We start from the raw sequence: 8,393 nt of genomic DNA, 5'->3' as shown, positions 1-8,393 counted from the left end.
TCTCTTTTTGGAGCGATTGCGTCAATTTCATCAATAAATATCACACTTGGAGAATTTTCCTTTGCCTCTTTGAAGATGTCACGTAGTCTTGCCTCTGTCTCTCCGTAATACTTGTTCATTATTTCTGGACCGTTGATAGAGTAAAAGTTGGCTTCAGATTCACTTGCAAGTACCTTTGCAATCAAAGTCTTTCCACATCCTGGTGGACCGTACAATAGTATACCACTGTGTGGCTCGATGTTGAGTCTTGTAAAAATTTCAGGATGCTTTAGTGGAAGCTCAACTATCTCACGCATTCTTTTTGTCTGTGTCTTCAGTCCTCCAATTTCCTCAAATGTAACTCTGATTTTTTTATCAATTGATGTCTCAGTAAGTATTGTAACTGTGGTGTTTCGCTCTATCTTTACAACAGCTTTTGGTGAAATCTTGTGAATCTTGAAATCCATGGAATTTCCAAGGATCATGACAGATATCTCGTCACCTTCAGAGAGCGGCAATCCACGTAGTCTGTTTTTTACAAAATCTGTAAACTCTTTATCGACTGTGACGTTACCGTTTACTGGCATTAGTGTAACACTCTTTGCAGGTTTTGCAACTATTTTTCTAACATTTACCAAGTCGTTTATTCCGACACCAGCATTCTTTCTTGTCTGTCCGTCTATTCGGATAACATCTGGTGTTTTGTTGTCGTCATCTGCTGGCCAGACTATGGCACAGCTTGATCTTTTTCCGACAATTTCAATCATGTCACCTGCTTCTACTTTTAAAAATTCCATTGCCTCTGGTTCTATTCTGGCTCGTCTTTTTCCGACGTCTCTTTGTTTTGCTTCGCCGACCCGCATTTGTAGCAGTTCGTCTTTTTTTACCAAGTGGACACCTACTTCATATCAACAGATGTTCTGCTTAAACCTAGAACCTCGAATTCTCCTACTCCGTCTATTGCACGCACTGTATTCTCAAGAGAATCCATCTGACCTTCCTTGTCATCTAGGGCAAACTCTGCATTAAGGAAATAGAGCCCAAAAGCAAGTGGCTCTTTAGTATATTTTGAGAGTGTGATTCCTTTTTTAGTGTAGAATTGATCTTTTTTGCAACATCGTCCAAGTTTATCTCAGTTCCCGTTGGAAGGATTTTTGCTCTAAGTGAAAGTCGTGCCAATTTTTAAGGTCCTTCAAAAGTACATGAATTGCATTTATACGATCTTGCTGCCTCTCTACAACTCTCGCATCTCCAAAGCAATACAGAGCCGCAACTAGGGCAGTTGAACTTTACACATTTATCGTTAGGCATTATTGGTCTGTGACAAGAACTGCACACAGGTAATGCTATAGTTGACGACATGATAAAACTCGATTTTTACCGAATTTATACCTTGCTTATTAATTGGCATTTAGTTGAGCAATCTTCTCAATTCATTTCCAAGAATTGCCTGGATTGCCTTGACCGATCCTCGGACTCCAAGTAGTTTTGCAACAGATGTGGTATGAAAATCAAAACTTCCTTCTTTTGAGATCTCATCTACAATCTTTGGTGTTATGGAATCAAATATTCCATCAATTGATTTGTTGTCAAGTCTTTCAAGCAAGGAACGAGCAAGAAGCATGTTCTCAAACTCTTTTCCAAATTTCTGATTCCATTCTTTTTGGTATTCTAATAACTCTGATTTATTTCCTGATTCTAAAAACTTGGAAATTGCATTGCCTGCAAGAATTCCTCCTATTCCAGATGTGTAAATTCCTCCTGCAGTTGTAGGTTTTGCCTGTCCTGCGGCATCACCTACTGTGATAACATTTCCTGTAACAAATTCCTTGATTGGTCCTTTGATCCAAATCGGAGCAAATATTTTTCGGATTGTAGAATATTTTCCTTTTTGTTTAAGAAAATCTTCTATGACTAGAGCTGGATTGATTCCCCTTCCGGCTACCCCTACTTTTGCCTCGTCTCTTCTTGTAGGTATGACCCATGCAAAATATCCAGGATATTTTTCTTGATCTAGGTACACTTCGATTTTTTCCTTGTCTATCCAGTCTCCAAATACTTCATACTGCGCAGACTGTAAAGTTCCAGTTCTGTCTTTTTGAATAAGCGATGATACACCCCTTGCATCAACAACAATCTTGNGTAAAGTCCCAGTCCTGTCTTTTTGAATAAGTGACGATACACCCCTTGCATCAACAATAATCTTACATTTTATCTCGCCATCTGATGTTCTTACTCCGTCTTTTGTTATCTCTCTTAATGATGACCTTACCCTGATTTCTGCACCGTTGACTTGGGCTTGATGTGCAATCTGTTTGTCAAACTCTCGTCTGTCCAAGACTATGACTTGTTGTGGTCTTGCATCAATTGTAAAGTCTTTTCCAGAGGGTGATACTATCTTGGCAGTGCGTATCTTGTTGTCAAGTGTAGCTCTTACTGGTATGATGCCAAGGTCATCCATTGCAGGTATGCTAACTACACCTCCACAGTGCTCTGGGGTTCCAATCTCAGAGTCTTCTTCTATCACTAGAACACTGTGCCCCTTACCTGCAATCTCTCTTGCACACAAGAGANGTATGATGCCTAAGTCATCCATTGCAGGTATGCTGACTACACCGCCACAGTGTTCTGGGGTTCCAATCTCAGAATCTTCTTCTATTACTAGAACACTGTGTCCCTTACCTGCAATCTCTCTTGCACACAATAGTCCTGCAACACTTCCGCCTGCTATGACTACGTCATAATCCATGTGTTTTATTTTTGGTATCTACACTATTAATTCAATACGGATTCTGAAAAAACTTGATTTTATTTGTAAGAAAAAATGGGTTAGTGGCTATGACCGCAACCACAAGAGTGTTGACTCTCTGTTGATTCGTGGTGGCCACCCTTGTCTGAACACTTGGAACATTTGTCTGAACCAGTGGCAGAAAAGAATCCGATTCCGCATGATACGCATTTCATACCTGGCATGTACGTAATAGAATACTGCCGTTATTTATGGATATTATATTCTGTAGATGAAAAAATAAATCAAGTCTTTTTGTAAAACCATGATTTTTCAAAAGTTTAACATGTCCTAATGTTATCCCAAATTATCATGGGTGACATCAAGCAAGTAATTGTTGTACGAAAAGATCTGGGGATGGGTACTGGAAAGATTGCTGCTCAGGTAGGTCATGCATGTGTTCTAGGCGCAGAACATGTGAGAAAATCAAAAAGAGAATGGTTTGACNCTGGAAAGATTGCAGCTCAAGTAGGCCATGCATGTGTTCTGGGTGCAGAACATGTAAGAAAATCAAAAAGAGAATGGTTTGATCAATGGGAGCGATACGGACAGGAAAAAGTAGTTGTCAAGGTATCCAGCATGTCAGAGCTTGACAAAGTAAAACGAGATGCAATATCGCATGATTTGCCATGGTCTGAGGTTACCGATGCAGGCCACACTCAGATAGAACCTGGAACTGTTACATGCATATCAATAGGCCCTGCACCAGAAGAACTGATTGATAAGTTACAAAAGATCTAAAACTTCTCTAATGACTAAATCTTGTGCTCTCTGTCTTTTACCTTTACGTCATATGACGCAGTAATGTTGTCTCCTACCTTTGCAGTACAAGGTATGTTAGGTATGTTGAAACCATCATTTGTTTCCACGGTACACTTGCCATTATCTACAAAGACTACTTTGACTTTTTCTGTGACCATACTGGGAATCAAATTCCAAAACGGGAACACTATGGTTGACATTATGATAATTGCTGCAGCAATTGATCCGTATGCCAAGAGCTTCTCATTCATGTGTTTGATCGAATTACTCCGTTATTTAGGATTATTGAGACTTGATATGTTCAGAAAATATGTGATTGCCCATACCTGAAAATCTTAGAAATATTCTTATGCGTATACATATTGTCCAGTCATATGTTTGTGGTTTCAGCAGAGATACAAATCAAAAAGGGCTCTGAAGATGAATTCAAAAACTGGATAAAAGAGTCTAATGCAGAGCTTGCCAAGTTTGACGGCTTTATCCAAAGAAGGCTGCTTGAATCCCGTAATGGAAAACATGTCATACTGGTAGAGTTTGAGACTCAAGGAAAGTTTGAAGCAATGCACAAGACACAAGAGCATTTTAGAATCCAGTCCAAGGGACATTCTTTCATGGAAGGTCCACCCAAACCAACGTTTTACGAAGTAGTTTCACAATAAAAATTAGTTTGTACTGCCTTACGGTATATCACAGATAATGTATCTTCATGTGATTATTGTGTACTGCCTCAAATTGCGTAACATGGCCACAGTGTACGCATGAAAAAAACTGGTCAGTTGGCTGTGTTGGCCGGACTTCAAGCTTATAGTCGTCTATTGCAACTACTGAAATCATGTTCTTCTTTTGTACGACTGCAAAGTGTTTTTCAATTGACAGTGATTCAAGAAAACTCTTGATTGCCTTTATGACTAGACCAGAATCAACATCTTCGTCACTTATAGGCGCAAGTACAAACTCGTGAATCTTTAATGCGGGCATTGCTCCAACTTGATCTGATGTATACACTGCAAGGGGCGACTTTAGGGATGGTATGTCTCTACAGTCTACTGTGATCATGTATTATCAAGTCGTTTCATGATATTTTAGTCTAACAATTTGTTCAACCGAATTTTCTCTTGCTCTGTAACATCTTGCTTTGATGTACATGTAATGTGTGCATGATTCAGTAAGATTTACATAAATACTTGAATCATCTCTGTCGTGGGAACAATCTATGAAAATGCAGCAAATGATTTTCTAGAACTGGCAAGTGAGCAACGATTAAAGATAATTTTCAAACTATTAGAACAAAAATCAAAAATCTCAAACATGGCAAAAGAATTACATGCTACTGTACAGGAGGTACATAGGAACTTTGAGCGCCTGTCCAATGCTGGGCTGATAATGAAAGACAAAGATGGACTCTATGACTTGACAACATATGGGAAAACAATGTGTACCCAAGTCCCGTCGTTATTGTTTTTGTCAAAGAACCGCAAGTATTTTGAAACTCATGACTTTGGAGACATTCCGATGAAATTCATACAACGAATCGGCGCTCTTGCAGGAGGACAACAGATCAAGGGGTTTGTGAACGTACTAGAACAATGGAAGCTTGTGTACAAGAATGCAGATGAGTACATCTATGAATTGTTCACAGAGGTTCCATTGGATCTGATAGAACCATTACTTGCTCGTGTAAAACGTGGAATTACATTGAACTACATATTTTCTAATACCGTAATAGTTCCAAAGGGACGAAAAGAACTATTGCAAAAATTGGGTATGAAGGAATTATTGGACAAGGGACTGGTTGAGCGAAAAATGAAGGATGGTGTAAAAGTAGTCGTCGTTTTAAATGAAAAAGAGGCATGTGTGCTGTTCCCAACACTTGATGGTGATGCAGATATGCGTGAAATGTTCTACAGCAAAGACCAACTATTTCACGAGTGGTGTCTTGATTACTTTAGATACTGCTGGTACAACTCTGGTGCATTCCACGAGAGCAAGATTTCAGAATAGGCAATAGTTATAGATTTAATCTCTTGTTTAATGCTGGTATCTATTGCACGAGTCTAGCTTACAATACATTTGCTGTGTCAAATGTGGTCAGTCATTAGAATTGGAAACATTTGAGAAAAAAAATGAAATCATTGAAGGTCTTCTAACTTGTGTACAATGCAATGGTACATATCCAATAATTCTGTCAATTCCGATACTAGTCGAGGATCTCTCCTTGTTTCTATCCATTAGAACAAAGCTTGGAGGGTATCTTTTGCTAAATACAAAAAGCCTGAAAATAAAATTGCTGATAAAAAAATCTCTGAGAAATATAAAAAAAATTGGTGATGATACCACCGATCTGGAAAAAAACTGGGTGGGAATCTATAAAAAAAGTAGGTACACTACGTTTGAATCAAAAATAAAAAATACCATCCGTACACTTCCCAAGTGTAATTTTGTTGTAGAACATGGTTGTTCCATTGGGGTTGTATCAGAAATGATGGCACGATATCATGGATTAGTATTTGGAATTGACAAGTCATTTTTTGCACTGCTTGAAGCAAAAAAACATAAAACAAAAAATGTTGATTTCTTTCTTGCCGATTCCTTGTCTGCACCGTTTGGTACCATGAAGTTTGATCTTGTTGTAGCTCTTAATGTATTGGAACTAGTGGAGCCACTGAAACTTTTAAAAATTATTGGTTCCCAGTCTAGAAAATTTGCCATACTTTCTGATCCTTATGATTATGACCGAGGAAAAAATTCTGTAAAAATAAGACTTGATGAAAAAACACTAAGGTCAAAGATAAAACAAATGGGGTTCAAGTTAATCGCAGATACTGCCAGACCGAGTTTTATCTCATGGAAACTAAGGGTCAATCCAAGACTGGAATTGAATTACAAGACAGACCTGATTCTTGCACGCCTCTAATTGGTGTAATAATATTCACTTTTCACACTATGAGAAATTCTTCTTTTAACTTAAATAACAATTAAAAAAAGTACACATGTTGAAAATAAATACGATTTCAGTTATTCTGGTACTCTTGGTAGGTTCAATGATTGTGCCAACAGGCCTGTCTTATGCTCTTTCTAATTCTACAATGTCTGATAAAACTGGAATGAATGATACCTTGACTACGTCTAAAAATACTACCATGACTACTCAAAATACTACATCCTCTACACATGTTATGGCTAATCAAACTCAGACAAATGAAACAATGACTTCTGCAAATTCTACAGGTTCACAGGCTAATGATACATCGGGTGCCGTAAAAGTATCTGATTTTATCCATCAAGCAGTTGCAGACTTTAAGCAACAAGGTGATGAAACACGCAAAGTCATATTTGACTGCAGGGACAGAATCCAGACGGCAGCAGCTGGTGATGTTAGTTCAATAAAGAATGACTGCTCTATACAACTTAATGCTATCAAGGCAAAATACCAAGAAGAGCGAATCCAGTATCATGACTATGNTCCATCAAGCAGTTACAGACTTTAAGCAACAAGGTGATGACACACGCAAAGTCATATTTGACTGTAGAGATAGAATCCAGACTGCAGCCACTGGCGATGTTAGTTCGATAAAGAATGACTGCTCTATACAGCTTAATGCAATCAAGGCGAAGTACCAAGAAGAGAGAATCCAATATCATGACCTGATAAAACAATACCGACAAAGCGTCATGGTCTTCCTAAGTGATGCACGAGGACTCTCAGTAGGTAAAACAACATTTGATAACGCTATTTCACAGTTGGGAATGATGATGCACAATAGCATGTCCCATGGTAATATGACGGGTAAGGCAGCTACTATGAACAACACACACTGTGTCAATCCACCTGGCGGACCAGCATACTGTTAAATTCTAACTCGCAGAATCCACAAGATATTTTACTAGATAATAAATTTTACAAGTAAAATGAAATCAATTAATTTTACACTTCTTGCTGACGAGTCTCTTGCAAAGGATTTTGGAAAAAAAGGAACTGCTACTGACATCACAATTTATGACAGGAAAGAATCTGGAGTTTTGCGTACCTGGACTGTACCAACTTCATTTCCAGACAAGATCCAGTCATTGTTTCAAGCCATAAACATGGGAGAGTATGTAATATTTCATATCACAAAACTTGACAAGTTCACAGGTGAGCAGATCATTGCACTAGATGTTCTTGGAAAAAAACAAGGAATTCTCTCACATTCGTTTGATGTTGACAAGAACACGTTGCTTTCCATGATAAAGGGAACGGTTGTAGAGCAGTACAAACTGGTCGAACCTGAAAATCTGAAAAAAGAGATTGATTTGCTAGAGCCGATATCTAAAGATGGAAGTCCATTGATTGTAATTGATCACTGTTTTGACGTAAAAGGTGTAGGTACAGTAATTCTTGGCAAGATAACACAAGGAAAGCTCAAAGTGTATGAAAACTTGAAACTATTTCCCAAAGGGACTGATATCGTAGTAAAATCAATTCAAATGCATGACGATTCTGTTGAAGATGCAGTATGTCCAGCAAGAGTGGGACTTGCAGTAAAAGGTGCAGGGCCTGATGATGTTCAAAGAGGTGATGTGCTTTGCATGCCAAATACAATGCAGGTTTCACAAGAAATAGAAATTGATTATGTCCAAAGTAAATTCTTTAAAGATAAAGTATCAGAAAACCAAATGTTTCTTGCAAGTATTGGTCTGCAAATACGCCCTGTCAAAATTGCATCATTAAATCCCATGAAACTCTCGCTTGGAAAACCAACAGTCTATGAAAAAGGGGATACATGTGTTATCTTAAAACCAGAATCTGCCACTATACGTATTGTAGGAAGCGGAAAGATAACAAAATAATTTCATTCCAAGTTCACTAAAATAGGTCTGCCAA

At 38.2% G+C, this 8,393-nt stretch carries 11 protein-coding genes and 3 pseudogenes; 6 read left to right on the top strand and 8 right to left on the bottom strand.

The window, feature by feature from the left end; genetic code table 11:
- The 6 genes and pseudogenes from DYY66_RS04100 to DYY66_RS15970 all read right to left on the bottom strand — a co-directional run.
- Positions 1 to 869 (bottom strand): AAA family ATPase (locus tag DYY66_RS04100; RefSeq protein ID WP_166286433.1); only part of this gene is annotated, 869 nt, incomplete at its 3' end.
- An 8-nt stretch (positions 870 to 877) separates the two neighbouring features.
- Positions 878 to 1,060: a hypothetical protein gene (locus DYY66_RS04095; RefSeq protein WP_394352567.1), complete on the bottom strand. Its 183-nt coding sequence runs from the start codon at positions 1,058 to 1,060 to the stop codon at positions 878 to 880.
- A complete protein-coding gene (locus tag DYY66_RS15980; RefSeq protein ID WP_394352564.1) occupies positions 988 to 1,158 on the bottom strand; it encodes a hypothetical protein in 171 nt (56 codons plus the stop codon). The genes DYY66_RS04095 and DYY66_RS15980 overlap by 73 nt, the downstream gene beginning before the upstream one ends.
- Positions 1,159 to 1,161: 3 nt before the next feature.
- Positions 1,162 to 1,341, bottom strand: a complete 180-nt coding sequence (locus DYY66_RS04090) for a zinc finger domain-containing protein (protein ID WP_166286431.1) — start codon at positions 1,339 to 1,341, stop codon at positions 1,162 to 1,164.
- A gap of 780 nt (positions 1,342 to 2,121) precedes the next feature.
- Positions 2,122 to 2,552, bottom strand: a pseudogene (locus tag DYY66_RS15975) (NAD(P)/FAD-dependent oxidoreductase); the annotation flags it as partial.
- A 1-nt stretch (position 2,553) separates the two neighbouring features.
- On the bottom strand, positions 2,554 to 2,728 hold a 175-nt coding region (locus tag DYY66_RS15970; protein ID WP_394352566.1), incomplete at its 3' end, for an NAD(P)/FAD-dependent oxidoreductase.
- Between the two features lie 351 nt (positions 2,729 to 3,079).
- Here DYY66_RS15970 and DYY66_RS15965 point away from each other — a divergent pair.
- Positions 3,080 to 3,214, top strand: a pseudogene (locus tag DYY66_RS15965) (peptidyl-tRNA hydrolase); the annotation flags it as partial.
- 1 nt (position 3,215) lies between these two features.
- A pseudogene (pth2, locus tag DYY66_RS04080) lies at positions 3,216 to 3,519 on the top strand (peptidyl-tRNA hydrolase Pth2); the annotation flags it as partial.
- A gap of 3 nt (positions 3,520 to 3,522) precedes the next feature.
- Here the strand turns inward: pth2 and DYY66_RS04075 are convergent.
- A complete protein-coding gene (locus DYY66_RS04075) occupies positions 3,523 to 3,780 on the bottom strand; it encodes a hypothetical protein (RefSeq protein WP_166286429.1) in 258 nt (85 codons plus the stop codon).
- A 123-nt stretch (positions 3,781 to 3,903) separates the two neighbouring features.
- Between DYY66_RS04075 and DYY66_RS04070 the strand changes: the two genes are divergently transcribed.
- Positions 3,904 to 4,188 (top strand): antibiotic biosynthesis monooxygenase, encoded by a 285-nt coding sequence (locus DYY66_RS04070; RefSeq protein ID WP_166286427.1) that lies wholly within the window; start codon positions 3,904 to 3,906, stop codon positions 4,186 to 4,188.
- A 28-nt stretch (positions 4,189 to 4,216) separates the two neighbouring features.
- On the opposite strand, the gene DYY66_RS04065 is transcribed toward DYY66_RS04070, so the two are convergent.
- Positions 4,217 to 4,585 carry a C2H2-type zinc finger protein gene (locus DYY66_RS04065; RefSeq protein WP_166286424.1) on the bottom strand — a complete coding sequence of 123 codons (369 nt, stop codon included), beginning with the start codon at positions 4,583 to 4,585 and terminating at the stop codon, positions 4,217 to 4,219.
- A 144-nt stretch (positions 4,586 to 4,729) separates the two neighbouring features.
- Here DYY66_RS04065 and DYY66_RS04060 point away from each other — a divergent pair, with 144 nt between their 5' ends.
- The 3 genes from DYY66_RS04060 to DYY66_RS04040 all read left to right on the top strand — a co-directional run bounded on the left by DYY66_RS04060 (position 4,730) and on the right by DYY66_RS04040 (position 8,359).
- A complete protein-coding gene (locus DYY66_RS04060) occupies positions 4,730 to 5,530 on the top strand; it encodes a winged helix-turn-helix domain-containing protein (RefSeq protein WP_166286422.1) in 801 nt (266 codons plus the stop codon).
- A 43-nt stretch (positions 5,531 to 5,573) separates the two neighbouring features.
- Entirely contained in the window at positions 5,574 to 6,443 is an 870-nt protein-coding gene (locus DYY66_RS04055; protein WP_166286420.1) for a methyltransferase domain-containing protein, read from the top strand.
- 995 nt (positions 6,444 to 7,438) lie between these two features.
- Positions 7,439 to 8,359 (top strand): EF-Tu/IF-2/RF-3 family GTPase, encoded by a 921-nt coding sequence (locus DYY66_RS04040; protein ID WP_166286414.1) that lies wholly within the window; start codon positions 7,439 to 7,441, stop codon positions 8,357 to 8,359.
- Positions 8,360 to 8,393: the final 34 nt, after the last annotated feature.

Origin of the sequence: Candidatus Nitrosotalea sp. FS, assembly GCF_011319475.1 — an archaeon.
GTDB lineage: Archaea > Thermoproteota > Nitrososphaeria > Nitrososphaerales > Nitrosopumilaceae > Nitrosotalea.
Note: the sequence above shows the minus strand (reverse complement) of the source record. Positions and strands in the feature narration are given on the sequence as shown.